The sequence below is a fragment of the Reinekea blandensis MED297 genome (assembly GCF_000153185.1).
GTDB classification, from domain to species: Bacteria; Pseudomonadota; Gammaproteobacteria; order Pseudomonadales; family Natronospirillaceae; genus Reinekea; species Reinekea blandensis.
Map to the genome: position 1 here is coordinate 260,515 of NZ_CH724153.1, position 24,940 is coordinate 285,454.

Annotated in this window: 25 protein-coding genes; 10 read left to right on the plus strand and 15 right to left on the minus strand. The window is 53.2% G+C overall.

Annotated elements, in window-relative coordinates; all coding sequences use genetic code 11:
• Together yfbR and MED297_RS15990 are read right to left on the minus strand one after the other, a co-directional pair.
• Positions 1-612, minus strand: coding sequence for a 5'-deoxynucleotidase (yfbR, locus tag MED297_RS15985; protein ID WP_008046711.1), 612 nt, complete (start codon positions 610-612; stop codon positions 1-3).
• Positions 613-614: 2 nt separating this feature from the next.
• On the minus strand, positions 615-1,244 hold the full coding sequence (locus MED297_RS15990; protein ID WP_008046712.1) for a helix-turn-helix transcriptional regulator: 630 nt from the start codon (positions 1,242-1,244) through the stop codon (positions 615-617).
• A gap of 192 nt (positions 1,245-1,436) precedes the next feature.
• Here MED297_RS15990 and MED297_RS15995 point away from each other — a divergent pair, with 192 nt between their 5' ends.
• Positions 1,437-2,246 (plus strand): HDOD domain-containing protein, encoded by an 810-nt coding sequence (locus tag MED297_RS15995; RefSeq protein ID WP_008046714.1) that lies wholly within the window; start codon positions 1,437-1,439, stop codon positions 2,244-2,246.
• A 4-nt stretch (positions 2,247-2,250) separates the two neighbouring features.
• On the opposite strand, the gene MED297_RS16000 is transcribed toward MED297_RS15995, so the two are convergent.
• Positions 2,251-2,520, minus strand: a complete 270-nt coding sequence (locus tag MED297_RS16000) for a DUF3461 family protein (protein ID WP_008046716.1) — start codon at positions 2,518-2,520, stop codon at positions 2,251-2,253.
• A gap of 292 nt (positions 2,521-2,812) precedes the next feature.
• Here MED297_RS16000 and MED297_RS16005 point away from each other — a divergent pair, with 292 nt between their 5' ends.
• Both MED297_RS16005 and MED297_RS16010 read left to right on the plus strand, forming a co-directional pair.
• Positions 2,813-3,241, plus strand: a complete 429-nt coding sequence (locus MED297_RS16005; protein WP_008046722.1) for a YqaA family protein — start codon at positions 2,813-2,815, stop codon at positions 3,239-3,241.
• A gap of 37 nt (positions 3,242-3,278) precedes the next feature.
• On the plus strand, positions 3,279-3,551 hold the full coding sequence (locus tag MED297_RS16010; protein ID WP_154650978.1) for a hypothetical protein: 273 nt from the start codon (positions 3,279-3,281) through the stop codon (positions 3,549-3,551).
• 22 nt (positions 3,552-3,573) lie between these two features.
• Here MED297_RS16010 and bioA read toward each other — a convergent pair whose 3' ends face one another.
• The 6 genes from bioA to MED297_RS16040 form a co-directional block, all read right to left on the minus strand.
• Positions 3,574-4,854 (minus strand): adenosylmethionine--8-amino-7-oxononanoate transaminase, encoded by a 1,281-nt coding sequence (gene bioA / locus MED297_RS16015; RefSeq protein WP_008046724.1) that lies wholly within the window; start codon positions 4,852-4,854, stop codon positions 3,574-3,576.
• Between the two features lie 94 nt (positions 4,855-4,948).
• On the minus strand, positions 4,949-7,834 hold the full coding sequence (locus MED297_RS16020) for a valine--tRNA ligase (RefSeq protein WP_008046725.1): 2,886 nt from the start codon (positions 7,832-7,834) through the stop codon (positions 4,949-4,951).
• Between the two features lie 98 nt (positions 7,835-7,932).
• A complete protein-coding gene (locus tag MED297_RS16025) occupies positions 7,933-8,463 on the minus strand; it encodes a hypothetical protein (RefSeq protein ID WP_008046726.1) in 531 nt (176 codons plus the stop codon).
• A gap of 8 nt (positions 8,464-8,471) precedes the next feature.
• On the minus strand, positions 8,472-8,894 hold the full coding sequence (locus MED297_RS16030; protein WP_008046727.1) for a DNA polymerase III subunit chi: 423 nt from the start codon (positions 8,892-8,894) through the stop codon (positions 8,472-8,474).
• 174 nt (positions 8,895-9,068) lie between these two features.
• Positions 9,069-10,538, minus strand: a complete 1,470-nt coding sequence (locus MED297_RS16035; protein ID WP_008046728.1) for a leucyl aminopeptidase — start codon at positions 10,536-10,538, stop codon at positions 9,069-9,071.
• 97 nt (positions 10,539-10,635) lie between these two features.
• Entirely contained in the window at positions 10,636-11,067 is a 432-nt protein-coding gene (locus MED297_RS16040) for an RDD family protein (RefSeq protein ID WP_040557465.1), read from the minus strand.
• 136 nt (positions 11,068-11,203) lie between these two features.
• On the opposite strand from MED297_RS16040, the gene MED297_RS16045 reads away from it, so the two are divergent.
• Complete coding sequence (locus MED297_RS16045; RefSeq protein ID WP_008046737.1) at positions 11,204-11,515, plus strand: ArsR/SmtB family transcription factor; 312 nt, start codon at positions 11,204-11,206, stop codon at positions 11,513-11,515.
• A gap of 356 nt (positions 11,516-11,871) precedes the next feature.
• On the plus strand, positions 11,872-12,249 hold the full coding sequence (locus tag MED297_RS16050; protein ID WP_008046739.1) for a hypothetical protein: 378 nt from the start codon (positions 11,872-11,874) through the stop codon (positions 12,247-12,249).
• Between the two features lie 9 nt (positions 12,250-12,258).
• Here MED297_RS16050 and MED297_RS16055 read toward each other — a convergent pair whose 3' ends face one another.
• The 3 genes from MED297_RS16055 to MED297_RS16065 form a co-directional block, all read right to left on the minus strand.
• A complete protein-coding gene (locus tag MED297_RS16055) occupies positions 12,259-12,639 on the minus strand; it encodes a diacylglycerol kinase (protein WP_008046741.1) in 381 nt (126 codons plus the stop codon).
• Positions 12,640-12,705: 66 nt separating this feature from the next.
• A complete protein-coding gene (locus MED297_RS16060) occupies positions 12,706-15,054 on the minus strand; it encodes an ATP-dependent helicase C-terminal domain-containing protein (RefSeq protein WP_161599310.1) in 2,349 nt (782 codons plus the stop codon).
• Positions 15,047-15,436 carry a hypothetical protein gene (locus MED297_RS16065; RefSeq protein ID WP_008046746.1) on the minus strand — a complete coding sequence of 130 codons (390 nt, stop codon included), beginning with the start codon at positions 15,434-15,436 and terminating at the stop codon, positions 15,047-15,049. Before MED297_RS16065 ends, MED297_RS16060 begins: the two co-directional genes overlap by 8 nt.
• Positions 15,437-15,578: 142 nt before the next feature.
• Between MED297_RS16065 and MED297_RS16070 the strand changes: the two genes are divergently transcribed.
• The gene (locus MED297_RS16070; protein WP_040557467.1) at positions 15,579-15,947 is read left to right on the plus strand and encodes an SEL1-like repeat protein; all 369 of its coding nucleotides are present in this window, start codon (positions 15,579-15,581) and stop codon (positions 15,945-15,947) included.
• On the opposite strand, the gene MED297_RS16075 is transcribed toward MED297_RS16070, so the two are convergent.
• Genes MED297_RS16075 through bcp form a run of 3 tightly spaced genes read right to left on the minus strand, consistent with a single transcriptional unit; the run spans position 15,948 to position 18,146 of the window.
• On the minus strand, positions 15,948-16,919 hold the full coding sequence (locus tag MED297_RS16075) for an asparaginase (RefSeq protein WP_008046755.1): 972 nt from the start codon (positions 16,917-16,919) through the stop codon (positions 15,948-15,950).
• A 49-nt stretch (positions 16,920-16,968) separates the two neighbouring features.
• Positions 16,969-17,604, minus strand: a complete 636-nt coding sequence (locus MED297_RS16080) for a tetratricopeptide repeat protein (protein WP_008046757.1) — start codon at positions 17,602-17,604, stop codon at positions 16,969-16,971.
• A gap of 59 nt (positions 17,605-17,663) precedes the next feature.
• A complete protein-coding gene (gene bcp, locus MED297_RS16085) occupies positions 17,664-18,146 on the minus strand; it encodes a thioredoxin-dependent thiol peroxidase (protein WP_008046772.1) in 483 nt (160 codons plus the stop codon).
• 167 nt (positions 18,147-18,313) lie between these two features.
• On the opposite strand from bcp, the gene MED297_RS16090 reads away from it, so the two are divergent.
• Genes MED297_RS16090 through upp form a run of 4 tightly spaced genes read left to right on the plus strand, consistent with a single transcriptional unit; the run spans position 18,314 to position 24,794 of the window.
• Positions 18,314-19,789: a Wadjet anti-phage system protein JetA family protein gene (locus tag MED297_RS16090; protein WP_008046774.1), complete on the plus strand. Its 1,476-nt coding sequence runs from the start codon at positions 18,314-18,316 to the stop codon at positions 19,787-19,789.
• Complete coding sequence (locus tag MED297_RS16095; protein ID WP_008046776.1) at positions 19,779-20,528, plus strand: DUF4194 domain-containing protein; 750 nt, start codon at positions 19,779-19,781, stop codon at positions 20,526-20,528. Before MED297_RS16090 ends, MED297_RS16095 begins: the two co-directional genes overlap by 11 nt.
• A 6-nt stretch (positions 20,529-20,534) precedes the next feature.
• Complete coding sequence (locus MED297_RS16100) at positions 20,535-24,164, plus strand: ATP-binding protein (protein ID WP_040557468.1); 3,630 nt, start codon at positions 20,535-20,537, stop codon at positions 24,162-24,164.
• Complete coding sequence (gene upp / locus MED297_RS16105; RefSeq protein ID WP_008046779.1) at positions 24,165-24,794, plus strand: uracil phosphoribosyltransferase; 630 nt, start codon at positions 24,165-24,167, stop codon at positions 24,792-24,794.
• The last annotated feature ends 146 nt before the right edge of the window (positions 24,795-24,940 follow it).

A 24,940-nucleotide genomic window follows, 5' to 3' on the forward strand; every position in this document is an offset into this window, starting at 1 on the left:
TTAGCCAGCGTCATGCTGGCTGAGCAGTTCGTCCAGGTTTAACTGATAAGATTCAACAAAGTGCGCCATAAAGTAATCGGCCTCGGGACGCTGTAATTGGCGAATCTGGCGGCCGATTTCTGTTTCTGCCCGGGTGAACTCTTTATTCCCCGCATGTAGTTCAGCCTGGCATTTCAGATAAGCACTGATCAGGTCTGCGGTTTTTACAATGGCGGCAATGTCAGGATGTATGTTTCGGTGCAGCAAAAACGATGAAAAGCTTTTTGTGAGCGGCGCGGGCAACAAAGACAGGATCTCTTCTTCTGCTTCATCTTCAATGCGCTTATAGGCGTCAGAAATAGTCTGCGAGTGATATTTTACGGGGGAAGGCATGTCCCCGGTAATGATCTCACTGCAATCATGATACAGCGCTGTTGTTGCGACCTGTTCCGGTGTAAAACCATCATCGTTCAGATTGAGTACGTCTGTACGGATCAACGCCAGAGCGTGTGCGATGGTGGCAACCTGCCAACTGTGTTCCATGACGTTTTCTTCGGTTACATTGCGCATCAATCCCCAACGACGAATCCAGCGCAGACGATCCAGATAGGCAAAAAAGCGGGACGTTGCCATGTTCACTCCTTTTCAACGGGTCGAATCTGATAGCGGCAGCGTTCGCCATCGGCTAGCAGGTGTTCACGTCGGGTGACCTCTAACTCATCACCCAGCGACGCCTTGAAGACTTCCAGTTCTGCAGTGCAGAACCCCTGACAATTCTTTGCCGCAGCGCATATCGGACAATGATGCTCGATCAGTTCCCAGGTCTGAGAATCGGTTGCGATGACTTCAGCCATGTAGCCTTCTTGCGTGCGCAACCTGGCGAGTTCCCGTAACTTATCCTCTGTACGGCTCAATGGATCCAGATGGCGGCGGTATTTCTGCAAGGCTTTGTCCTGGCGGGTACTGATGACCTGGTTCAGTCCGTCTTGACCAAACAATTCCCGGACATTGTCAATCAGCTCGATGGACAGGTGATCATACTGCTGCGGAAACAGCTGGTGGCCCGCCGAGGTCAGGGTCCAGTAGCGTCTGGGTCGACCGCGCCCCTGCACGGTTTCATGATAGGTTACCAGACCTTGCTGTTCTAAACGCTCCAGATGTCCGCGGGCCCCCATGCTGGTCAGTCCGGTAGCTCGTGCCGCGTCTGCTGCGGTTAGCTGGCCTCCGGTCTTCAGTGAGTTCAGTATGGTCTGACGTTCGCTCATGGTCGTTCCCGATTAAGTATGGGTTTATTCTGCCACAACTGACCCGGCCCGGGACAATTTCAGCAGAAGCCTCATCTATTGGGTATGCCCTTTGTCAGCACAAGATGCTGACTATCGAAACACTCACAGACCTCTCAGGGCCGCCTATACTCCCTATCTATGGTGATCCATGCAGTGAAGGGGGCGTGGTCTATGAATCACACTGTGTTCAATCGGCTGGTCGAGACGTTGAGTCAGAATCGTTTGGTGCTGCCAGCCTTTCCGCAAGCGGCGCTCAGGGCGCGTGAGGTCGCGACTTCAGACCAGGCATCCGCGATTGCAGTGGCCCGGGAAATCGCCAAAGATCCCGCACTATCCGCGCGTATCCTGAAAGTTGCGAACAGCTCACTCTTCGGCTTCAGCTTTAATACCGGAAGCCTGCAGCAGGCGATCAGCCGCGTCGGTTTGGAGCACACTAAAACGCTGGTCACCAACTTCGCGTTGATGCAGTTGATGAATCCCCCCAAAGGGGCTTATGGGGATTTGATTCGACAAGTTCGAGATCACAGCATTGAAGTGGCCGCTCAAGCCTATGTGCTGTGCGAAAGCCAAATCGACTTCAATGCTAATAAGGCCTTGTTAGGTGGCATGTTGCATGACGTTGGCTATCTTCCGTTGATCCAGTTTGCCCGCAGTGAGCCGGACGAGGTGTTGCGGGATCCAGAGTTTTTACCGGGTCTCAAAGCTTTTCATGGGCAAGCCGGCAATCTGGTTTTAATGTACTGGCAGTTTTCACCAGAACTGGTGGCACTGGTGACCGGGCATGAACGATTGGAGCCGGATGAGTCCGATCAAATAACGGTGCGGGATGTGGTTGCGTTTGCCAATGCGTTAGTGAATGAGCAAACTGAGGAGAGTCATACCCTGTTGCTTACGAGCGCGCTTGCCCGTAAGCTCGGGGTGTCTGAACTGCCATCTGACAACGCAGATCGCGTCAGTGAGGTGATGCGCTTTTTTGCCTGAAGAATCAGTGACAAGCGATCTGGTCAAGTTCTTCGATGACGTAGCGTAACGTTGAACTGATTTCCGTCATATGAACTTTCGAACCCGTGCCACTGTCGACAGTGACAATTTTGTGTTGGCGTGGGTAAATAAAACGTTCATAGCGCTTGAACATATGGCCTCGTCCTGGCCGAAAACGGATTTTCAGAATGTCTCGGTCCTTTTCCGTGGACAGACTGTAACCGTTGATCTGATCAAGATCATCAATGCCAAGAGCGAGCAGGTTGTCGTACATATATCGTCTCCGATGTAATATAAAAAGCGGTCCAGTACCGACCTGGATAAAGTCAGCCTGGCTTTCACAGAGGGTCGCATGATTGGCTTGTGGCCGGTGCTGTTGTTTTGCATAAACAACGTTGCGGTGACGATCCTCTGTGAAAGCTCGGGTCTTGCTTTCCTGTTGCCTTCGCTCACTGGAATTGCGCCTACTATAAATCAACTGCGATAAAAACCGAGGTTAGAAAATTGAGCTGGCGCAATAAAATCATGCTAATTCTGCAACGCCTATTTGTGGCGTGAGCTGAGTCATGTTTTTTACTCTGTTTCTCGTTGCGTTCGTGTCCGCGACTCTGTGGCCAATGGCTTCAGAGGTCGTGTTTGTTGGTTTGGTGAGTCAGAATCCTGACGCTGTCTGGTGGCTGCTTTTGATAGCGACTCTGGGGAACTCGGCAGGTGCATGGTTAATGTATGAGTGTGCGGGGTGGTTTTCGCAATGGACTCAACAAAAACTGAGTGCCAGACGTGAAGCCTTCGATTACTGGCTACCCAAAGTCCGGACCTTCGGCCCGTTAGCCATGCTGCTGGCGTGGTTGCCTCTCATTGGTGATCTGTTGCCGATTGCCGGTGGCTTGTTGAAAACTCGCCGATTGCCCACAGTACTGTGTTTGACACTCGGAAAAGGGGCGAGGTATGCCATACTTGCCGGTGCCTATCTTGGTTATGATCGTTTGGTCTGACCGGTGATTACCGCAATGTTCATTAAGGGGGATGCCTGTGTTTGATTCCGGATCGTTTCAGTTGCCGCTGCAGGTGGTTAACCAAACGGATCGTATTCAGGGCATGGCTCGCTACATGAACAGCGAGGGTGCCTCGTCGGAAATAATGAACGTGCTGTTGTTTTTAGCCGTGATGGTGAGCGTTGTTCTGATCCTGAGGATGGTGCATCGTCATCATCAGAAAAAACAGGCTCGAATTCGAGCCGCACGGAAACAAAAGACAGAGCCTGTTGCTAACGCCCCCAAACCGGCGTCTCGTCGTCGGTCCTGAATCTTAAACGGATAACGCACAATCAGGCGGATTTCATTTCGGCAAAATCGCGCATGGCTTGGGTGATCACCGTGAGGTCATCATTGTCGGTGACAAAGGGCGGCATAATATAGATCAGTTTACCGAATGGCCGAATCCAGACGCCTCGTTCAATAAAAAAGTTTTGTGCGGTCGCAACGTCGACCGGCGCCTGCATTTCCATCACCCCGATCGCTCCGAGTACCCGAACATCCTTAACGGCCTGATGTCGAATTAACGGCAGCAGTTGGGTTTTCAGATGGCGTTCAATCCGGTAGACATTCTCCGACCAGTGAGTCTCAACGAGCAGGGCGAGCGATCGCGAAGCGACCGCACACGCTAATGGGTTGCCCATAAAGGTTGGTCCATGCATAAAGACGCCCGCGTCCGATTCACAGACACCCGTTGCGACCGCATCACTGGTCAGCGTGGCAGCCAATGTCATGTAACCACCACTGAGTGCTTTGCCCAAACAAAGGATGTCAGGGACAACCTCGGCATGTTCCAGAGCAAACAACTTTCCGGTTCGACCAAAGCCTGTGGCAATTTCATCAAAGATTAAAAGTATGTTGTAGCGGTCGCACCATTGTCGAATCCGCTTCAGCCATTCCGGGTTGTATATCCGCATACCGCCGGCGCCCTGAACGACCGGCTCGATGATGAACGCTGCCAGTTCATGCTGATGGTCGGCGATCTGTTGCTCAAACTGTTGGGCCAGCGTCTCGTCAATGTCGGTCGAATAACCGGTGGGTAAGGCACCGAGGAACAAAGATTTCGGCAGCACCTGCTCAAAGAGACTGTGCATACCATTGACTGGATCGCATACGCTCATCGCGCCGAACGTATCACCATGATAACCATGATTAACCGTGACCATTCGGGTTTTCTGAGGCTGCTGTTTTCCCGCCCAGTATTGGATGGCCATTTTCAACGCGACTTCAACAGAAACCGAACCTGAATCGGCGAGAAAGACCTTCTGCAGTGGTTCCGGCGTCATGTTGACCAGCTGTTTGCCGAGCGCCACGGCCGGCTCATGGGTAATGCCACCAAACATGACATGAGCCATGGTTTGCGCCTGGTCGATGAGCGCTGTGTTCAACTCCGGAACGTTATGGCCATGCACGACAGACCACCACGACGCCATGGCATCAATGACCTCACGATCGTCGTCCAGAGTCAGTCTCACACCTTTGGCGGCTTTGACACCCTGACAGGGGAGGGGATTGATCGTTGAAGTGTAAGGGTGCCAGAGATGATTGGCGTCAAACTGGGTATCAATCGTCATGGGACCGTCCAATACAGTTGTCTTCTGCGCTCAGGTGGCAAGTGAATGAGGCTGACTGGGGGCTTGCGCCCCCTTTTGAATCAGAACGGGCTGATCAGAGTTGATTCAGCTGATCGATCTGAGATTGCAGGTCGGCCAGTTTGGTTTTCATGGCGTCCGCTTTTTCTTTTTCTTTTTGAACCACCGCATCGGGGGCATTGCTGACGAACTTTTCATTGGTCAGCTTGCCTTCAATTCGGGCCAGCTCTTTGTTGGTTTTTTCCACGTCTTTGTTAATCCGGGCTTTTTCTGCCGCGACATCAATCAGACCGGCCATCGGTACCAACACCTTTAAATGCCCGACCAATGCCTGTGATGACGCCGGAACCGGATCGCCACTGTTCATCCAGGTCAGGCTTTCCAGCTTCGCGAGTTGTTTCAGGAAGCTTTCGTTTTCACGGAATCGGCGTTCATCGGTCTCATCCCCATTCGCCAGCAGAACCGGAATCGGTTTGCCCGGGGCGATGTTCATTTCACCTCGGATGTTCCGCACACCGGTAATAACCTCTTTTACCCATTCCAGATCGGCCTCGGCCGTCGGATCGGTTTGAGCCTCATCGACTTTAGGAAACTCGGCGATCATGATGGAATCGCCGGTCGCGCCGGACACGGGCTTCAGACTCTGCCAGATTTCCTCGGTAATGAACGGCATGATCGGATGGATCAGGCGCAGAAGCTGGTCAAGGACGTGAACCACTGTCTGACGGGTACCCCGCAACTGAGCCTCGGTGCTGTGCTCATTCCAGAAAACCGGTTTCGACAGTTCCAGGTACCAAGAGCAGTATTCATCCCAGATAAAGCTGTACAGTGTCTGGCTCATCAGGTCGAATCGGTATTGCTGATAGTGTTTGTGCACGTCGGCAATCAGAGTTTGCAGCCGTGAACGAATCCAGCGATCGGCCAGTGAGTACTCGACGTCACCGCCGTGTTGGCCGCAGTCCAGTGGTGCGCCGAGTTCATCGCTGTCTTCAATGGATTCAAAGGTGTTCATCTGAACCAGACGAGCGGCATTCCACAGCTTGTTGCAGAAGTTACGATACCCTTCGAGTCGCTTCACGTCGAAGTTGATATCACGCGACAGTGAAGCCAGTGAGGTCAGCGTGAAGCGCAGCGCGTCGGTACCGCTTTCGGCGAAGCCTTCGGGGAACGATTTACGCGTGTTCTTTTCAATTTTGGCCGCCAGTTGAGGCTGCATCATGCCGCTGGTGCGTTTTTTAACCAGTTCGTCGATGTCGATGCCGTCGATCAGGTCGATGGGGTCAATGACATTGCCCTTCGACTTGGACATCTTCTGGCCGTTTTCGTCGCGAATCAGTCCGGTCATGTAGATCTTCTTGAACGGAATCATCGGCTTGCCATCGTCGTCTTTGATGAAATGCATGGTCATCATGATCATGCGGGCCACCCAGAAGAAAATGATGTCGAAACCGGTGACCAGCACGTCGGTTGGGTGGAATCGCATCACGGTTTCCATGTCGTGAGGCCAACCCAGAGTCGAGAACGTCCACAACGCCGAGCTGAACCAGGTGTCGAGCACGTCTTCGTCGCGTGTCAGTTCAACGTCGTCCGCCAGTGAGTACTTGCTTCGCACTTCGGCTTCGTCGCGGGCGACGTATACGTTGCCGTCGTTGTCATACCAGGCCGGAATCTGATGACCCCACCAGAGCTGTCGGGAAATACACCAATCCTGGATGTTGTTCATCCAGTGGTAATACTCGTTCTCGTACATTTTAGGTACGAACTCGATTTGTCCGTCCTTGACAGCATCGATGGCCGGTTGGGCCATTTTCGTGGACGCGACATACCACTGATCGGTCAGCCAAGGCTCAATAATGTCGTGGGAACGATCACCGCGGGGAACCATCAATGTGTGGTCTTTGATGGATTCGAGCAGGCCCAAAGCGTCAAAGTCGGCGACGATCTTTTTCCGTGCGTCGAAACGGTCCAGGCCACCGTAGCCATCCGGCAAAGATCCGTCGAAGTCGTCCAATGGCTGTCCGGCATAGCTGAAGGCTTCGGCTTGTGCCAGTACGGCTGCGCTTTTATCAAAGATGTTAATCAGCAGGGCGTTATGGCGTTTACCCACTTCGTAGTCATTGAAGTCGTGCGCCGGGGTGATTTTGACGCAGCCGGTTCCGAAATCCATATCGACGTAGTCGTCGGCAATTATCGGGATGCGGCGTCCAACCAGAGGCAGATCAACGAACTGGCCGATCAGTGATGTATAGCGCTCATCTTCCGGATGCACCGCAACGGCTGAATCGCCCAACATGGTTTCGGGCCGCGTGGTGGCCACCACCAGATAGTCTTTGCCATCGGCGGTCTTAGCACCATCGGCCAAAGGATAACGGAAGTGCCAGAGTGAGCCCTGTTCTTCTTTGTTTTCGACTTCGATGTCTGAAATGGCGGTGTGGAACTTCGGATCCCAGTTGACCAGCCGTTTGCCGCGATAGAGCAACTCTTCATCGTACAGACGCACAAAGACTTCCCGAACGGCTTCACTCAGGCCCTCATCCATCGTGAATCGTTCGCGTGTCCAGTCAACCGAGTCGCCGAGACGGCGCATTTGTTGAGAAATGGTTCCGCCGGATTGGCCTTTCCATTCCCAGACTCGATCGATAAAGGTTTCCCGGCCCAGGTCATGGCGGGTTTTCCCTTCAGCACCGAGTAGGCGTTCAACGACCATCTGGGTGGCAATGCCCGCATGGTCTGTTCCCGGCTGCCAGAGTGTGTCGTGACCCATCATTCGATGATATCGGGTCAGGGCGTCCATAATGGTTTGCTGAAAGGCGTGGCCCATATGCAACGTACCGGTGACATTCGGCGGCGGAATCATGATGCTGTAGGGCGCGCCTTGGCCGGTCGGCTGGAAGTATTGTTGGTTCTCCCAGTGATCGTAATGCTTACGTTCGATCGCGTTCGGTTGATACGTTTTTTCCATGAGGGGTGATATCTCTTTCTTTGGGCATAAGTCCGCCGATTATACATAGTTGAGGCGGCGTCGATAAGGTGGTTGGTGCAGATGACGGGTGTGAGTGGTTACTCGGTTTCTGTATCAGCGGATTCGGAGTCACGCTCGTTCGCAGAGCGAAACGATTCCGGAATCGGCAGTTGGTGCTCTTCGTACCAGTTTTCAACGAGGTCACGAAAGTCCTGCTGCAGGCGGTTTCTGAGTTCCGACTCGAAAACAGTGAGGTATTCGTTCACAGAATGTTCAATCCAGGTATCAAACAGAGATTCCATCTGTTGAATGATGGCCTCAGGATCGGGAGCGACAGGGCCGGTCTGTGGTTTGGGCTCGCTGGTTAATATGTCGGTGATCGGGCGGATAGGTTCCACCTTGGCCAGTTCTTCGGCGGCCCGAGCTTCAGCTTCGTTGCGGATGCGAATTAACTCAGACAAAGATTGACTGCTCAGGAACGGGTTGTCCGGGTTGACGGTGGTTGGAGCGCGGTGCCCGACAATCTCCTCGAGCGTGGGTATCTGAGGCTCCGAGCGGGCAATTTTGTCCAGGCTTTTGCGAATTGCCTCAAGGTCTTCCAGTAATGTTCTCGGGGTGGAGTCGCTCATGATTAACCTCAGCGACGTAAGTCAAAGCGTTCAATGGGGTAACCATTGTCGCTGTAATCACGATATCGAGAGCGGCTGGCCTGAAGGCGGATGGGATCCTGGCTGACAACTTCAATCACGCGTTTGAACCGGGAAAAAAATGTGGGCGTTTCATGGCACAGGTTAATCAGCACATCGTGGTGATCACCACACTCCTCGGAGGCGGTCAGCTGCAACGGGAAGGGTGCAGTGGCACAGTTCGTATGAGCCAGGAACGAGTCTGGCGACACCGACCACAGTGCCTGGCTGACCGGTTCAAGTTCCTCACTTGAATTAACGGCAATCAGTACCTGATGGGCTTTGCCGCGGGCTTTGTTCGCCAATCGGGCGACATAATGATAGGTGGCGCTGTCGTCGGCCGAAGGCAGAATATGAAAATCAATTTTGGTCATACGCTACGCAGTGTGATCAGGATAAGGTCTGATTCTAGGGTGTGTGTGACGGAATTTCATCTTCTGTTTGAAAACGACGTCTATTTGTCGGTACCGACCTTATCTGGTCAGGTGGGAGTCGTTGGTCATCGCCGCCTGAACGTTCAGGCAACGATGACCCAATCGCTGATCCGCTTATTGAATGCGGTCGAGCAGATATTGCGTCAGCATAGCAACCGGACGTCCGGTTGGACCGGCTTTGGCGGTTTCCCAGCCGACGCCGGCAATGTCCAGGTGAGCCCAGTCGTAACCTTGAGTAAACTCACTCAAGTACATGGCCGCCGTAATGGAACCGCCCGCGCGGCCGCCGACATTCTTCATATCGGCGTATGGGCTTTCCAGATAAGGCTTGTACTCATCCCATAACGGCATTGGCCAACCTCGGTCCCAGGTGGCTTTACCTGCGGAAATAAGGTTGTCCTGCAGGGTCTCATTGTTGGCATAAACGGCCGTGGCATGATGCCCCAGGCCGATCACAATGGCACCGGTCAGGGTGGCGATGTCGATGACGCTGGCGGGTTTGAACTTTTCAACATAGCTGAGTGTGTCACACAGAACCAGTCGACCTTCAGCGTCGGTGTTGATGATCTCGACGGTTTTTCCGTTCATGCAGGTCACCACGTCCCCTGGACGGGTGGCAGCGCCGTTGATCATGTTTTCGGCCGCAGCAATCACACCGATCACGTTCAGGTTAGGACGCAGCTCGGCCAGCGTGTTCATCACGCCCATAACGGATGCTGCACCGAGCATGTCCCATTTCATTTCTTCCATGCCGGCCGCGGGTTTCAGGCTGATACCGCCGGAGTCGAAGGTCAGGCCTTTACCGACCAGAACGTGGGGTGCCTGATCCGGCTGGCCACCATTGTATTTCATGACGATGATTTTACCGGCCTTTTCACTGCCACGAGAGACCGCGAGGAAGGCACCCATGCCGAGTTTTTCCATTTCGGCTTCTTCGACAATCTCGACGTCAATTTCGTCGCAGGCATCGGCCAGTTCCGTAGCTTGCTCTGCCAGGAAAGCAGGATCACAGATGTTAGCCGGCAGGTTGCCCAGTTCCCGACAAACGTTAATGCCGTGTGCCATGGACTTACCGGTTTTGATCGCCAGGTCCAGATTCTGTTCGGCGGCTAAAAACGCCAGCTCGTGCAAAGAGGACGGATCATTTTTCTTGCTTTTGGTCGTGTCGTACTTGTACAGGCTGGTCAACACCAGTTCTGTGGCTTTTTCGACACACCATTGCGCGGTACGCTGCGCCGGTTTGATGTCATCAATCGGCAGCGCAATGGCTGCCGCCGCGGCTTTTTGTGCTTCTGCCGCCAGGGTCTGCAGTGTCTTCACGAAAACGGATTCTGTGAACTTATCAGACTGGCCACAACCGATCACCAATACAAGTTTTGCAGGCAGATCTGAATGGCCAAACAGTGGGGTAACGGACCCGGTCGCAGATTTGATGACTTTTGATTCGATGAGGCCATCGATTAAGCCGGCGTTGGCCGATTTTAGCGCTGTCAGGCTGTCGCTGTCTTTGTCTTCGAAATGGAAGACCGCCAGCAGATCTTGTGTGATCGAGGTGAATTCCGGTGGTGAGGCAATAATTTTCATCGTTGTATTCCGTCAATCAGTGAGTTTGTAGCTGTAATTATGGTTATAGGTGGTTGAATGTCGTGGCATTCGGCAATTTTGCAAGGGACTGGGTTGGTTACTTTTTCTTACCCAGATAGATCAGTCGGGTACCACTGGCCCGATCCTGCCAGTTTAGCTCATCTTTATCCCAGTATTGCCAGAAGACACCGACGATCAAGAGGTAAGCGGGTATGGCAGTGACCTGACGAATCAGCAACTGTCGAATGGTCATGGGTTCATCGCTCTGCGCGACCAGCTTTAACCGCCAGGCTTTCATCCCAACCGTTTGACCGGAGCGTTTCCAGAAATAAAGGTAATAGCCAGAAAGAACCAGAAGCAGATATATCTGGAACAGTGGGTGAGACCCATCGGAAGCGTCGCCGGTGAGCAACCGATTTACCGGCAATGCCAGGGCGCCGGCTATCATCAGTAAGCCGAGCATGATCAGCCCATCGTAGATTACGGCACCCACCGCTCGGAGTGTGTGGGCTCGGTAGGTCGGGTTCAATTACGGCTCCTATCGTTAATCTTGCAGATGACGGGCAGGATAGGTCATCTGAGCAGAATAAGAAATACTGGACATCGGCTATGGTAACCTGCCAAATTTCCTTTAAAATGAAAGCTTTACATAATTGGTACGCTTGATGGACTCTCGAAATCTGCCTATCGCTGAACTGGAAAACAACGCGACCGACGCGGCAGCGTTGCTGAAAGCTCTGAGCAATGAAAGCCGGTTGTTGATTCTGTGTAATCTTGTTTCAGGTGAAAAGAGTGTTGGTGAGCTGAATGAGCGCATTCCATTGAGCCAGTCTGCTTTGTCTCAACACTTGGCCCGTTTGCGTAAAGACGCATTGGTCACGATCCGAAAAGAAGCTCAAACGGTTTATTACCGCATTTCCAGCCCGGAAGCGGAAAAGGTGATAGAAGTGCTTTATAACGCTTACTGTAAGACCTGATTCAGCGCTTCACTTCTTCCAAATCGATCGGACATGATCGGTTTTTTGTGAGTCACGTCACATAAAGGTGACTCAATATCTCAAATTAGATCATTTATTGATCAGGTCTCGCCCTTTTTGCTACTGTGTTCTGTGTGTGGCCAAACCGTGATCTGTGTCCGTTATGAACGGTGTTACATTTGACATTGGCGGATCAAGTCGGTAGTTGTGTGCGTCAGCGCAGTTATTAGGGACATCACTGCTTTATTGTCTGTTGAACATCCAGGGAAGTATCCGGATCGGGTGCCCTATTGTTGACTCTATCGATGTCAGGCTCGCCGAATCCATGATTGAACACCTGGAACGGGGTTTTAACTATGACAAAGGCGAATGTCCAGCGTATGCATTCAGAAACGCCCTTATATTCTGAAGGTCAGTTTCCACCCATGCCACCGAGAATCCGGTTGGCGGCACATTGCTATGAGCGCGTATGGTGGTTGACGCTGGTCGATCCCATGGAACAACCTGAACGCCTTTCCCCGCTGGTGAATCGATTGGCCAGCGATGTCGTGACGGTCCGGGCGCAAATGCGCACCCGGCGGCGGATCTGTTTTGCGGTGACGACAAATGGCCTGGAAGAACAGAACGAGTTTGAAATTGCCATGCGTATCATGGCGATGATTAATCGTGAAATCGGTGAAATCGAGCGAGTTGAAGATCGTCCCGTGACCATGTGGCCCATCAGTGACTTTTAACTGGCTCAGTTAAAACAGCCATTGCACCACTGAAACTCCCCAAATCATCACCGTCAGTGTGATACTCATAAATACCGCCGCGGAGCCCATATCTTTGGCTCTTCCCGACAGCTCATTGAACTCCAATCCTACCCGATCCACCAACGCTTCAATGGCACTGTTCAATAGCTCAACAATCAGAATCAGGATCACCGATCCGAGCAGAGCAATGGCGTGAAACCAGCTTTGGGCGAGAAATGGCGTCAACAGGCAGGCAATCAGCAGTAACAGGAGCTCCTGGCGAAACGCTTCTTCGTGCAGGGCGGTGGCCCACAAACCACGCCAGCTGTGCCGGGTTGCGTTCAGCAGGCGGCGTAAACCCTGAGCGGGTCGGTCATTCTGGATCGGCATAGTCCATCCTGTTGTGATCGCAGAGTCGGCATCATATCGGCGATGAAACCTGTTGAACAGTGGGTGTCAGGCGTCGGATCGCAGTTGACGATTGGTTTTCTGGGTTGCCTGAAAACTTAACGGGTCCTCCGGCCACGGATGCTTGTTATATCGACCCCGAAGCTCTTTTCGAACCTCCGGATAGATGTTGGCCCAGAAGTGTGACAGGTCGATGACGCTGGCTACACTGCGGCCATTAGGCGCACAGAGGTCGAGTTCGATGGGAGTGCCACTGGCGATGGTGGGGCTTTCAGCCAGACCAAAGAGTTCCTGAAGTTTTAAAGTCGCGCGCGCGGTGGCTTTTTCAGGCAGGTACTCAAGTGTTACCGTTCGGCCGCTCGGCGCGGTCCAATGCCTGGGCAGGGTGCGGTTGAGCCACTGCAGGCGTTCATAACCGAGCCAGTGTTCGAGCACCGGCGATAAAACCAGATCGTCCAACCTTTTCAGGCCATTCAGGAATGGCATTGCTAAATCGGTCCACTCGCTGCCATCAGGCCACTTTGGCCAGTCATCCAGAAGCGCTTCGGCTACCTGGCAACGCCGCTTGAATGCCCGGTCTTCTGCGCTCCATGACAGTGCCTCTTCGCCAAAGGCGTCGATATGGTGAGACCATGCTTGAATCTTTTCTTCCGGTTCGGGTTGGTAGGGCGTCTCGTCCAGATTTAGGCGGCCGAGTCGCCGACGGCGAAGGAAGGCGGCTTTTTGGGTGGGTTGAAAGAGGACATCGGTCTCGATTGGTAAGGTCTCGAGGACTGCTTTGCCGGAAACGGCCACCCAGGCAAAACCCAGGATGTGCTGTTCGCGACGAATGCCATCGATCAGTAACGCCCATTCGGATGAGCTGGGCACCTGGGTCTGTACGCGGGTACCACTGATCATTTGACCGTCGTTTTTCCCATGAAACCGGATCACCCGGTCGGACAGGGCTCGCACTAGGAGTGACTCTGAGATCGGTTCGATGGTGCTGTTTGGTTCTAGTTGGAATCGACTTATCAAACGAATGGTTTCTTTGCGGATATCGTCGGAAAAGTCGCTCAATGTTTGCGGTTGGGTAAAGTCGTAAGCCGGCATCAGGCCTTTGCCAATATGCGCGGCAAGCAGGGCGGCGGCCGTCAGCCGGTTTTCTGTTTGTGCCAATGCAAGCAAGTGGGCAAGCCAGGGAGGTAGCCCGAGGCGAAGCATCGCCCGACCGTGAGGCGTAATATGGCCGTCGGCCGACAAGGCGCCCCAGGTCGTCAGTTTTTCTACGGCCAGTGCCAACCGTTGCTTTGGTGGTGTTTCCGGCCAGGGGATTTCTGCTGGCCGATTACCCCAGCCGGCGATCAACAGGACTGACTCGGTCAGATCGCTTTCGCGAACGGGCGGTGGCAGATGTGGCACCAGGGATTGTTGATCATCTTCAGACCAGAGCCGGATGCCCTTGCCGGGTCCCAGGCGACCTGCGCGCCCGGATCGTTGAGTTGCACTGGCTTGGCTGATTCGGCGGGTTTTCAGTTCGGTTAACCCGGTGACCGGATGAACCTGCGCGTACCGTTCAAGGCCGGTATCAATAACGGTGTGAACCGACGGCAGTGTGATGCTGCTTTCAGCGACATTAGTGGCCAGTATCACGGTGGCGGGTGCCTGGCTCAGGGCTTGGACATCGGGCGTGGCATTGAGCGTCCCGTGAAGAATCAGAACCGGCATATCTAAGTGCCGTTCAATGGCTCGGATTTCCCGAATACCCGGAAGAAATACCAGTATGTGGTGCTCGACATGCTGATATTCGTTGCGAATGACCCGTGCAATGTCCGCAGGTTGCTTGATGTTTGTTGGTTGATACGTCAGCTTAACCGGATAGGAACGACCGTCAGATTCGATAACCGGCAGTCCGGTTTGTGTCGCGAGCTCCCTGATGTTCAGGGTTGCAGACATGATCAGTCGGCGAACGGAATCGTCCAGCTCGTTGATGTATTGGTGAATCAAGGCAAAACTCAGATCCTGATCGACCGATCGTTCGTGAAACTCATCGAAAATAACGGTACTGCCGCTGATCCGGTCTGGATCATTCAGCAGAATGCGCAGAAAGGTCCCGTAGGTGGTGACCACCAGGCGCGTTGACGCGCTGGTCTTGGCGTCGTCACGTAACTGGTAGCCGACGCGTTGACCTACCGGTTCGGCCAGCTGATCCGACAGTTGCCGTGCCGCCATTCGTACGGCCAGTCGTTTCGGAATCAGCAGAAAGATCGGAGCTTCGCCAGAATCCAAAAACCATAGGGGTAGCTGAGTGGTTTTTCCGGAACCCGGCGGGGCACTGATAATAGCGCCGCCATGTTCGTTCCAGGCATTCAGCACCGGGTTGCGGATAGCGGCAATCGGAAGGTCGTGTTCAGCCAAGGACATTGCCGTAAGGTAAGAAACGGTTTTGCGTGTTCTGTTTAATCCAGGCGGTGAGCGCTTTGTCGGGAAAATCACCGCGCTGTTTCAGTTCACGACATATCCAGATCACAGGATTACGATCTCCGGCAAACCAGTCCGGCCAGCGGTCTTCTGCCAACGTGAAAAACCGGCAAAGCTGTTTGAGGTCGTTGCTGTTACGCGCGGCAATTGCCTCGTGCCAGTCCGACTCCGACGCCGTCATAAAGGGTTGCAGCGGCTGGACGGTTTCCGGTGCCGCGGCCGGAAAGTGATCGGCGTCGGTTAAGGTTAATGCCTGTTGAACCGCGTCAGATGGAACGGTCGGTAAGTCGGAACCGGGTTCCCAGGAACCTACAGTCATAATGCGATCCTCTTTGATGACTCAGGTCTGAATAAACAGATAGCCGACCTGAGTGATTGAAAAAACAGAAGCTGAACCGGATATTGGAGGTTTACTGAGAAAAATCAACAGAATCCTGAAAATCCATCGAGAGGAGTGCGTCATGCCGTTTGGATTGTTGCAATGGGTGTTTCATCGCCGGTTCCTGACCCGATTCGGACGGGTGCACGAGTGGCTGATGAAAGGTTTTGCCAACCATGCCGATCGTGGTCATGCCGAAGCTCAGGAACTCTACGGGTTTCTGTTGCTGCACCGGGGGCAGGATGACAGCAGTCGTTCGGCTGGGGCTCGCTATCTGATGATGTGCGTCAGCCCGGAGCGTCCTAAGGTCTGTTGGCAGCTGTATCAGGTGTTCAGTAAAGGCGATGTGCTTGGCTTTAAAGCGGACCCGGAGCGGGCACAGCAATACTATGAGATGGCGCGTGTCGCCGGGCATCCTCTGGCTCAGGCAGAGCTGCCGATTCCGGGCTGATCAATCGTTCTGCCATTCCCGGGCGAATGGCGTCGCAAACTGCTGTTGTATCCATTGGGCATCTTTGCTTTCGTTGCAAAGCAGCAGGATTTTGGTCAGTGCGGCTTCAAAACTCATTCGCCCACAACTGACGGCGCCGTTCTCTGCAAATAGTGCACTGGCGGCATATTGCCCAAAACTGACTTCCCCTTCATGGCACTGACTGCGGACAAAAATCGGAATGTCCAGATCCTGCATCGCCTGAAGGCTGGCACGATTCGCGGCGGTATCGGCCGCGTTGCCATTGCCATAAGCATTGATCAGAATCGCGTCCGGGCGGTCGGTTTGCAATTGCTGCCGTGTCGGCAAGCTAAACCCTGGATACAGGGTGTATACCCGGACATCTTGCGTACGCCAGGTCGGGTTAAATGCCACCGGATGGGTTTTTGGCACAGTCGGCCATAGGTTGAGGTCCCAACCCGGCGCGGCAAACGCGTTGTTTTCCAAAGTGGATGCTTTAGTCACCCGACTTCCGGGTAATGGCTGTTGACCCACAGCAACCATCACTTCGGCGCGTCCTGAGTTGAGTGTTGCCAGGGCATTGTTCAGATTGTCAATCGCGTCGGTTTGGGGCGCGCTGATAGGGTGCATGGACCCGGTGATCACGACCGGTATGCTCAGTGATGTCAGCAAAAAACTTAAAGCGGTGGCGGTATAGGCCAGCGTGTCGGTTCCGTGAATGATCAACACGCCGTCTACGTCGGGCTGGTTCTCAACCGTCTGTTTCAGCTCAAACCAATGTTCTGGCTGCAGATCTGAAGAGTCCAGCAATGGCGACCAGTGCTTCCAGATCAGCCGGTGCTGTTGCCAGTCCTGCAGCGACGAGTGGGTTGTAAAAGCCTGGGAAATCGCGTCCGGGTGAGGGGTCAGCCCTTTTGGTCCGGTAACCATGCCGATGGTTCCGCCGGTATTGATGATCAGATACGTCGACATGCCTGTGTGCTCTTAATGTGGGTCCGCGGCGATCATAAAGGTGCCGTTGTCAGGGTTCAATTTCCAGTAATTCCCGGAAATCCGGGTAGCGGGCTTGAGCGCGCTTCCAGGTTTCTTTGGCGCTGGCGGTCTGTTCCAGAGCGCTGAGGGTTTTGACTTTCCACAGCCAGGCGTCCTCATGTCCCCAGGCATCCGACGTTTCATATTGAGTTAAGGCATCGTTGAATAACGCCAGGGCCGCCTCACGATCACCGCCGAGCAGTGCTGGTGTGTTAAAGCTCGCGATTCCTTTGACCATCAGGGTTGGGGCGTGGCCCTGGCTCTGTTCGCAAGTCGCCAGAGCATCTTCAGCTCGACCGGCAATAAACGCTGCTTGCCAGGGTTTGATCGAAATGGACAGACCAATGGAAGCGGCATACAACGCGGCTTCATCACAGGATTGATAGTCTTCCAGTGCGTCCTGGACAATCTCCAGTGAGCGTTTTGCCTGTTTTTTATCGTCATTGCGTAAGGCAATCATCGCGACCCGATAGTGTGCATAAAGCGCTTGAAAGTCCTCGCCCGGTTGCGCGGCGGTCATCAAGGGGGTGATACGTTCCTGTCGCCAGGCTTCGTCGAGAGAGTCGTTGTCCCAGCAGAGTGCCAGCCCGGGCAAGATCGCCAGAAGCAGGTAGAAAGGTTTCAATGTGTGGCTCCTTAAGCTGATCGCTGTTCTGGCGCTCTATCTGCAAGAAGACGCTTGGATTACATGGCGTCGAGAATGGCCAGTACATCGTCGTGATGGGTTTTGGTTTTCACCTTCTCGATAATGTGAGCGAGTTTCCCCTGTTCATCAATGATGAAAGTCACGCGATGGATGCCTTCGTACTCTTTACCCATGAACTGTTTCAGCGCCCAGACGCCGTATTTGTCGGCAATGCTGTGATCTTCATCGCTGAGCAGATCAAAGTTCAGATCGTGTTTTTCAATGAACTTGACCAACCGATTGGGGGCGTCCGGGCTGATGCCGAGTACGACGGTGTTGCGCTCGGCCAACTCCGCTTGAGTGTCCCGCAGACCGCAGGCCTGAGTGGTGCAACCGGGCGTCATGGCTTTCGGGTAGAAGTACAGAACCACCTTTTTGCCTTTGAAATCTTTCAATGCGACCTTGTCACCGTTCTGGTTCACGGTGGTGAAAGCAGGGGCCGCTTTTCCGGTGGCGGGAAGTTCCAGGGGTGGGACCGGCATGATGTTCTCCTCGTTTCTCAGGTATGTGTCGACCGGTATTCTACGATAAAACCGGTCAAAATGGATGAACCAGTCACGGATATTCGGCGGTTTAACGGATGCCGTACGACTGGAAATCAGGTATGCTAGAGGGCTGAGTTGACCAATGCCAAACGGCTGATTTTATTATGTTTTTTGACCAAAACAGGGTTCAGTTTTTTCGCCCGCTGACGAGTAAGTACCGCGAGCAGGTGGTTGAATGTCTGCGCGAGCTGTATCGCCGGCTTTATACCAGCTCCAGTGCCGATTACGGTCACGCTCTGACGCGGGATGATGTGATCGAAACCTTCAGTGCCGCACTGGTTCGCGCACCGGTTTTGCAGACGGATGATGACGATACCGAAGGTCGGTTTCGCACCTCACGTGAGCAGGCGGGTTGGGTACTTAATCAGCTGCTTGAGTTTGGGTGGTTGGAAAAACAGGTGGATGAAGCCACCTTGCAGAGCAGTTTTAACTTCAGCCGTTTTGGTCGCACTTTTACCGAACCTTTTGTGGCCACCGATGCCTCACAGGTTCGCACTCGGCATCGCAACACCCGCAACGTGCGTAACGCCATGAGTTCCTTTTTGGAAAACGGTGAAGCCTATGATCTGTTGGATGCGTGGGAATACTCCGAGCGCATCATCAGTGATTTCACCGATGTCATTGCCGAACTCGATGACCGCAAACGCTCCCTGGTGCAGCAGATGGAAAATCAGGTGATGATTCAGCAGGCTACCAACGACTTTTTTGATTTTATGGAAAAGCGGTTTCAGCCGGACCTGGCCATTCGATTGTCAGCGGACAACGTTGAAAAATATCGCAATGAGATCAGCCAGAAGATCCAACAGATCCGTCAGCAGGACAAAGGGTTTAAGCAGCAGGCCGAACGCCGCCTGCGAGAGTTATTGCCGGATATGGTTCAGGACGGTCAAAGTGTATTGTGGATGGTGCTCGACAGCATTGAGCATCGTCTGCAAGCGGCGAGTGACATCATGTTGCCGGCCTTGAGGCGGTCGCTGCAGAGTTTTACCAAGCGTGCCGACATCATCATCCGTCAGATGAATTATCTGGCCAGCTCCACGCATAACGACATGGTACAGGTGCTGCAGCAGTTCACTGAAAAACCGATAACAGAGCAGGAAGCACTGCTTGATCGCGCCAGTCAGCTAATGTCTGTACCGCAAATCGGTTTGTTAGACCCGGCTCATATGCGGTTACACAACCGGCGCATTCAACGTTCACTGGCTCTGGATGTGGTACCGGACAGCGACGAAGAGTTTGACCGCGATGCCCATAAGGAACTGGTGGTTCAGCAGTGGCTGGATCAGGCATTTCTGATTAACGACAATCAGGTTCGTGAGTTTCTGGTCCGGCATCTGATGGCTGGCGAATCCATCCGAACGGATGACCTGCCAGTGCGCAGTGCCGCCGACCTGCTGAATCTGTCGCATGCCATTGAAGTGGGTAGCGCTAACTCGTTGTCCAGTGAGCTGCTGTTTGATGTCACCTACGTTGGTGACGCGCCCGTTGCTACAGAATACTTTACCCAACAGGACCTGTTTGAAATCCGGCTGCGTGATGCGAGCGTGCCGGCATCTGAGGAATCTCCCCATGCTTCATGATCTGGAAAAACAACTCGACAAAGCCGGGATCACCCGCAACGAATACAGTGAGTTGCTGATTCGACTGCTGGATTACGGTGTGTTGTGCCGTGATGAAAGCCAAACGGAGCAGGTGTTGTATGACCGTTACCTGCGTATCGATGGTCTCGTTGCCGATTATCTGGAAGTCATTGGAATCCGCATTCAGCACGAACCCCGTTTTCATTTTGTTCGCCTGTTTCCGCCCGGCGCCGAAGTTCCGGGTATGGCTGAGCCGCATCAGCAACCGTTTAACAACGGTTTCCGCGTTAAGCTGAATCAATCCGAAGTGGCCCTCGTGTTGATTCTGCGCAGTCTCTACGACCGCGCACTGCGGGAAGGTCAGCTCGATGAACAGGGCTGTGTGCTGGTGTCCATCGAAAACATCACCATCTCATTGCGAAACCTGTTGAAACGAACGTTGCCGGACAAACTGACGGAGCGTCGCCAATTGTTTGGTCGTCTGCGACAGCTTCGCCTGATTCAATTGAATCAGGAAATTCATGAAGACTCGGCCGATCTTTGGATTCGTATCCGCCCGATGATCATCAGCTATGTCTCTGACGATGTTCTGTCCACCTTGTTGGGTGAACATTCGTCGGACTCTGAAACTGTGACGGAGCCTGAGTTTGAAACAGCAGCGACGGCCGACACCGAAGAAGAACCCCGTTTACTGACGGATGATCTGCCTGAAGATCATTCTGTGTTTACCAAGGAATAAATTGCCATGCGGTTAAGACGATTTATATATGTTAACTGGGGAAACATCCCGGTCATGGATTTCGAGTTCGGACCGATTAATCTGTTTTCCGGCGGTAATGGTTCCGGAAAGACCACGGCGGCGGATGCCATTCAGACCATTATGACGGCTGCGCACGACACACTGTTTCATTTCAACCCGGGACAGGATGAAGCGACGCAACGTGGCCGCGGTAAACAAGTCCGTACGCTGGCGTCGTATGTCATGGGTTGTGATGATGGCTCCTTTGCCCGCACCGAACCCACGGTGGGTTATCTGGCCGCAGTCTTCCATCCAACGCAGGGTGAAAGTGCCGAACCGTTCACGGCCATCATCGGCGTCACGGCTTACATCGACAAAGCAGGCGCGACACCCGTGGCACGTCAGTCCGATATGATGTACATGATCGTCCCCGATGCTGAACTCACCAAGGCTGATTTCGTGCAGGATATCGATGGCGTCAGTCGTGTCGTATCACTGGATCGGCTGAACGCGCATTTCAAACATCAGAAAATTGAGTCCGCTGAAAAGTACGACACTAAAAAGCAATATCTGCGGCGTCTGTATTCTGCTCTGCGTGGTCGTAAAGATGCGATCAGTGAGCGCGAGGCGATGAACGCTGCGCGTTCTTTCTCACGGTTTATGGCGTACAAACCGGTAAAAAGTATTGATGGCTTTGTGGCTCAGGAAATTCTTGAGAAAAAAGATCTGGGCGAAGCCATTCGCACCGTCTCCGATCTGATGAAAACCATTAATGGTCTCGAAGGCGAAGCTAACCGTTTGAAATCGATTATCGATCGTCTGGTCCGGGCGCGAACGCAGGCTAATGGCTATGTTGATCGCTGGATTGAGTACAATGTTGCCGATTATGTGGCGGCCAAATCCCGTTTTCTTGCTGACCAGAAAAAATACCTGGCCACCAAGTCTGAGCAGCAACGTGTGCGACACGAACTGGATCAGCTCAACGACGACCTGGACATTGCCACGGAGCGTCGCAACCAGACCGATGAACAGCGTGTGTCGATGGAGGCCCGCAGGCTGGGTATCGGTGCTCTGCAGGATAAAGACCGTTTTGAAAACAAAATTGCAGCCTCAACCGCGACATTGCAAAAACAGGCAACGCCGTTGCTGGAGCAGAACGATGCTCTGGAAGGTACCTTGTCAGCCTCGGCTGTCATTCATAAAACGCTGTTAACGTCGTCACTGGCGACTGAGTTGCCGTCGATGGCTGACAAGTCATTGCTGCAGACGTCCAAAAAAGTGGCTCAGTCTCAGGCGCTGGGTATCGATTTTCGCAGTTTGCTCAATCAGGATTGGATCGATATTTCGCCGCTGGAACAACATCTGGACTCGGCCATCGCACAACAGGCACTGCTCAATGAATGGCGGGAACTGTGGTTCAATGCTGAACTGCATGCGGATGGTGTATCGCGCCGCGATCAGTTGCAAAGACTGGTGGATCGACGTGAACAGAAACTGATGCAGGTGCGCACCAATCTGTCACGTAAGCAGCAGGACATCGACAGTCTGTCGACTGAGCAGATCAACTATCCGTATCATGTGCGGATGGCTCTGGAAGCCATTCGTCGAGAGTGTCCTGAAGCCGACACTCGCGTTCTCTGCGACCACGTCGAGGTGGTAGACGAAAAATGGCAGGCGGCCGTCGAAGGCTATATGGGTGGTGCCCGTTTTGCGATCCTTGTCGAAGCCGACTATGAAGCACAGGCGATTCAAATCGTCCGCGGCCTGCCGAAAGACAATCGCGCCCGCGTCATTCAGGGCAGTAAAGCCCGTCAGGATGCCGCTAGGGTGTCGTTACCAGCTAACTCTATTGTGCACCTGATGTCTTTTGATCATGCCGTCGCCAAAGCTTATGTCACCGCCAGTTATGGTCTGGTGGAACAGGCAAAAGACGCTCAGGCGCTGAAGTCGATTCGGCGTGGTGTCACCGCGAACGGGTTGGGCAGTGGTGCCTATGCTATGTATCGCTGTGATATTCCGGAAAGCGAACTGGTGTTCGGGCAGGGCGCACGGGAAAAAGCGCTGTCGGCCAAAAAGCGAGAGCTGAACGAACTGGCGACGCAGGCTAATGAGTTACAGGCGCGTGTCAGTGAGGTCAGTGAGCTCTACAAAGCAGTGAACCAGTTGCGACACCTGCAGCATGGGCAGTTAATGCGTGACATGCTGGAAACTCAGCGTGAGTTGCGAAAAGCCGAACAGGCACTTGCAGCACTTGACCTCAGCGATGCTCAAGGTATTGAAGAAGAGTATCGCGCGGTGGTTACACAGCTTAACGAGTTGAACCAGAAGATTCGCGATGGTGATGAGAAGAAAGGGTCGCTGAACCAGCGGATTGAAGCCCTGACTCGCCAGTGCGAGTTGCTTAGCGCTCAACAGGAAAAAACCGAGTTGCGGGCAGAAGAAAAAGAGCAGTATCTGCGTGATATCGTTGAAGTCTGGCCAAACTTTGATGTTGAAAAACGTCTGGCTGAAGCCGACCAGCAAGCCGAAGATTCGGACGCAGATACAGAAGAGAATCTGCGCAAATCGCTGGAAAGTGAGTTAAATGCCAAGTCGCATGAGTTCGAGCAGCTGTTAAAAGAACATAATCAGGATTGTCAGCCACAGGATGCCATTGTTGTCGAACTGAACTACAGCGTGTTGCACAACGTCGAGTTTTTCCGAGGCATGGTCGGGTTGGCGCGCGACGTAGATCGGGTGCATAACCGTGTTAAAAACAACGTCCTGGTGGAAAAGGTTGACCAGCTTGGTGTTTTGAAAGAAAGCTTTAACAGCGCGTTTGTGACCAATCTGTGCCACTCGATTCACCAGGCGATCAATGATGGTAAAAAGGTGTTGATGGACCTGAACCGGGAACTGGAACACCATCGCTTCGGTGCGGATCGCGAACGCTACTGGTTTGATTACGAATGGGTGCCGGAATTTAAAGAGTATTGGCATTTCTTTGATGAAGTTTACAAAAGCCCATCCATTGGTGAAGGCAAAACGCTTTTTGACACCACCTTAAGTGCCCGATCGCTGAAAATACGCGATCAGTTGATGGAGATGCTGCTGGACGCGGACGAACAGAAAGCGCTACGGGAGTTGGAACGGATTTCTGATTATCGTAACTACCGAAGTTATGAAATTTATAAACAACCGGAAGGCAAACAACCCATTGCGCTGAGTCAGTACGGTACCGGCTCTGGTGGTCAGCTTGAAACACCGGCCTACATCATCCGGTCGGCGGCGATTACTTCGGCTTTCCGGTTTAACGAAGGTGACAGCCATCTGCGCATGGTGCTGGTCGATGAAGCCTTTTCAAAAATGGATGAAACCCGGTCTAAAGAGGTGATTCGCTACCTGACGGAGTCGTTAGGACTGCAATTGCTCTTTATTATGCCGACCAGTAAGTCCGGGCCGTTTATGGACATGATTTCGAATCAGTTTGTGTTCTCAAAAGTGCCGTTGTTAAATGGACAGCGGCGCGGAGAGCTGAGTACCAAGGTGCTGGTGGATCGCCAGCAATGCAATCAGGAAAAAATTCAGGAGCTGTGGGCGAATCACCGTAAAGTGATCCGTAAGCAGGCCGAACTCGATTTTTTGGAGGGACTGTAAATGGCCGTTATCGAGATTAAACATCCATTGTTGGCACACAAAGTCGGCATCATGCGTGAGCAGGGTATTTCAACGAAGCAGTTCCGGGAGCTGGCGTCAGAAATCGGCAATCTGCTGACCTATGAAGCGACCCGAAGCTTATCGACCGACGAGGTTGAAATTGATGCCTGGGATGGCAGTCGCCTGACTGTAGAGCGTATTAAGGGTAAAAAAATTACCGTGGTGCCTATCTTGCGAGCGGGGCTCGGAATGATGGATGGCGTACTGCAGCTCATTCCGTCGGCTCGAGTCAGTGTGGTCGGTCTGTACCGGGACGAAGAGTCCCTCGAACCGGTCTACTACTTCGACAAAGTGGTTGAAGATGTCGCTGAACGAACCGCGTTGATTGTCGACCCGATGCTGGCGACCGGCGGGTCGATGGTGGCTACCATCGATATGCTCAAGCAGAAAGGGTGTAAAAACATTCTGGGCCTGTGCCTGATTGGCGCGCCTGAAGGGGCCGCCGCCATTGAAAAAGCGCATCCGGATGTAGATCTGTATGTTGCGGCCATGGATGAAAAGCTGAACGAACATGGTTACATTGTCCCCGGTCTCGGTGATGCCGGAGACAAGCTGTTCGGTACTCGCTGAACGCTGTTTAAATTCACGCCTTCAGAGCTGCGATTGTGTCGCGGCGCTGAAGGCTTCACAATATTTAACAAATTGTCACCAAAATCTCGCATTTTAGCGAAAACCGTCTAAATTAAGGGGTGTTTTAAACGACCTATCCGGGTTTC

What these genes read in the sequence shown, in the direction of transcription:
- yfbR (WP_008046711.1), bottom strand. Translation starts at nt 612, where the DNA reads ATGGCAACGTCCCGCTTTTTTGCCTATCTGGATCGTCTGCGCTGGATT.
- MED297_RS15990 (WP_008046712.1), bottom strand. Translation starts at nt 1,244, where the DNA reads ATGAGCGAACGTCAGACCATACTGAACTCACTGAAGACCGGAGGCCAG.
- MED297_RS15995 (WP_008046714.1), top strand. Translation starts at nt 1,437, where the DNA reads ATGAATCACACTGTGTTCAATCGGCTGGTCGAGACGTTGAGTCAGAAT.
- MED297_RS16000 (WP_008046716.1), bottom strand. Translation starts at nt 2,520, where the DNA reads ATGTACGACAACCTGCTCGCTCTTGGCATTGATGATCTTGATCAGATC.
- MED297_RS16005 (WP_008046722.1), top strand. Translation starts at nt 2,813, where the DNA reads ATGTTTTTTACTCTGTTTCTCGTTGCGTTCGTGTCCGCGACTCTGTGG.
- bioA (WP_008046724.1), bottom strand. Translation starts at nt 4,854, where the DNA reads ATGACGATTGATACCCAGTTTGACGCCAATCATCTCTGGCACCCTTAC.
- MED297_RS16020 (WP_008046725.1), bottom strand. Translation starts at nt 7,834, where the DNA reads ATGGAAAAAACGTATCAACCGAACGCGATCGAACGTAAGCATTACGAT.
- MED297_RS16025 (WP_008046726.1), bottom strand. Translation starts at nt 8,463, where the DNA reads ATGAGCGACTCCACCCCGAGAACATTACTGGAAGACCTTGAGGCAATT.
- MED297_RS16030 (WP_008046727.1), bottom strand. Translation starts at nt 8,894, where the DNA reads ATGACCAAAATTGATTTTCATATTCTGCCTTCGGCCGACGACAGCGCC.
- MED297_RS16035 (WP_008046728.1), bottom strand. Translation starts at nt 10,538, where the DNA reads ATGAAAATTATTGCCTCACCACCGGAATTCACCTCGATCACACAAGAT.
- MED297_RS16045 (WP_008046737.1), top strand. Translation starts at nt 11,204, where the DNA reads ATGGACTCTCGAAATCTGCCTATCGCTGAACTGGAAAACAACGCGACC.
- MED297_RS16050 (WP_008046739.1), top strand. Translation starts at nt 11,872, where the DNA reads ATGACAAAGGCGAATGTCCAGCGTATGCATTCAGAAACGCCCTTATAT.
- MED297_RS16055 (WP_008046741.1), bottom strand. Translation starts at nt 12,639, where the DNA reads ATGCCGATCCAGAATGACCGACCCGCTCAGGGTTTACGCCGCCTGCTG.
- MED297_RS16065 (WP_008046746.1), bottom strand. Translation starts at nt 15,436, where the DNA reads ATGACTGTAGGTTCCTGGGAACCCGGTTCCGACTTACCGACCGTTCCA.
- MED297_RS16070 (WP_040557467.1), top strand. Translation starts at nt 15,579, where the DNA reads ATGCCGTTTGGATTGTTGCAATGGGTGTTTCATCGCCGGTTCCTGACC.
- MED297_RS16075 (WP_008046755.1), bottom strand. Translation starts at nt 16,919, where the DNA reads ATGTCGACGTATCTGATCATCAATACCGGCGGAACCATCGGCATGGTT.
- bcp (WP_008046772.1), bottom strand. Translation starts at nt 18,146, where the DNA reads ATGCCGGTCCCACCCCTGGAACTTCCCGCCACCGGAAAAGCGGCCCCT.
- MED297_RS16090 (WP_008046774.1), top strand. Translation starts at nt 18,314, where the DNA reads ATGTTTTTTGACCAAAACAGGGTTCAGTTTTTTCGCCCGCTGACGAGT.
- MED297_RS16095 (WP_008046776.1), top strand. Translation starts at nt 19,779, where the DNA reads ATGCTTCATGATCTGGAAAAACAACTCGACAAAGCCGGGATCACCCGC.
- MED297_RS16100 (WP_040557468.1), top strand. Translation starts at nt 20,535, where the DNA reads ATGCGGTTAAGACGATTTATATATGTTAACTGGGGAAACATCCCGGTC.
- upp (WP_008046779.1), top strand. Translation starts at nt 24,165, where the DNA reads ATGGCCGTTATCGAGATTAAACATCCATTGTTGGCACACAAAGTCGGC.